The sequence below is a fragment of the Stieleria mannarensis genome (assembly GCF_014154935.1).
Taxonomy (GTDB): Bacteria; Planctomycetota; Planctomycetia; order Pirellulales; family Pirellulaceae; genus Stieleria; species Stieleria mannarensis.
Map to the genome: position 1 here is coordinate 1 of NZ_JACEHH010000156.1, position 1,287 is coordinate 1,287.

Below are 1,287 nucleotides of genomic sequence, written 5' to 3' on the forward strand. Positions count from 1 at the left end.
CAATTAAGAGGTCGTGACCTGTTCTCTCGCAGCAGTTGAGAAACGCAGGGCTCTATTGGCATTCACCACGGCAACTTCCTTGCGGTCTCCCGGTCGTTGCCGACTAGATTCCCGGATAGATTTCTTGGCGTTTCAGTGGTTTCGCAAATTCCAACACGTTCGCGTCGCTGAGCACCTGGTTCATCCATTGAGAATTGTGGTTCGTAAAGACAAGCAGGTTTGAAGAGTCGTTGATGTATTCGGCATAAAGAGCTAACCCAATATAGTCATTGTATCTTTGTGAGATGTCCCGGCACATAAAGACAGGAAGCACGACTTTTTCAGCGATTCCACGCGGCTTCTTAAAAGGGTCATAATTCATCGGGAATAGCGCGTCGCACTCCAGTCGCCAAAGAGCGGAGATAGATTCGCAATGTTTGGTCAGCTTTGAGGCTGAGTTCGGGGAACCGCTCAGGCGCATCTGGACACAAAACGGGGCTCCCGTAACACCTATCACCGCCTCCAGAAATGTCTCAAAGAATGCGGCCGCGTCCGAGCAATTTTGGATTCTTCGGATTCCAAACATTGAGGTTGGGAAATCATGGATCCCGAATAGTTCGCCGTTCGCTGTTTCGAGGGTTCCGGGAGAGAATGTAATCTCCTGCGTGTCGCAATCGATCTTGATTTGCTTTTTCATGCCAAGTCCGTCAGCAACCGCTGAAAACACCCGCTGGTGATGTTGTGTTTCTTGTTGTGTTAGACGACGCTGCATTGGCAGTGAGGTGATAACACGAAAGTTGCCATCTTGCAGGTTGTCGACTGTGTTTCGGAATTCGAATGCAATCTTCACTTGCGAATAGTCATCCCATATCACAGAGCACTCGGAATCAAATTCACCAATGTTCCGTGAAAATGTCTGGAGGTATTGACGGACTGCTTTTGACGAGTGTGGCGACTCTTTATAGAGCACGACAGGTAACCCCTCTTCAAATTCCCAAGGAATTTTCCAGCTTAAGCAACTGGGAGGGATCACCATCTCAAATTCTTCAGTCACCCACTCAAGTTCATGAAACTCTTGCGTGCTGACGGAAGACCCGAGGTCGGTCGCGACCTGTCGAAATTTCTTAGGCGTCGGCGAATCAATCTGCACCCGACACCCTACAACTTTCTTATTGTCCCAGCCCACTTTTGTCTCCTGTGTTTCCCGCTAGGCCTGCCAACCAAGCCAGGGAGAGGGAACCTCGTCGAATCCTCCCCAAAGCCCTTTCTCTCGTAAGGTTGCAAGTGCTATTGCAGCTCTTCTATCTC

The 1,287-nt window shown here is 49.6% G+C and carries 1 protein-coding gene; it reads right to left on the bottom strand.

All coding sequences use genetic code 11. The features are described from left to right. Positions 1-103: 103 nt before the first annotated feature. Complete coding sequence (locus tag H1B37_RS32855) at positions 104-1,165, bottom strand: hypothetical protein (RefSeq protein WP_182871494.1); 1,062 nt, start codon at positions 1,163-1,165, stop codon at positions 104-106. Between the last annotated feature and the right edge of the window lie 122 nt (positions 1,166-1,287).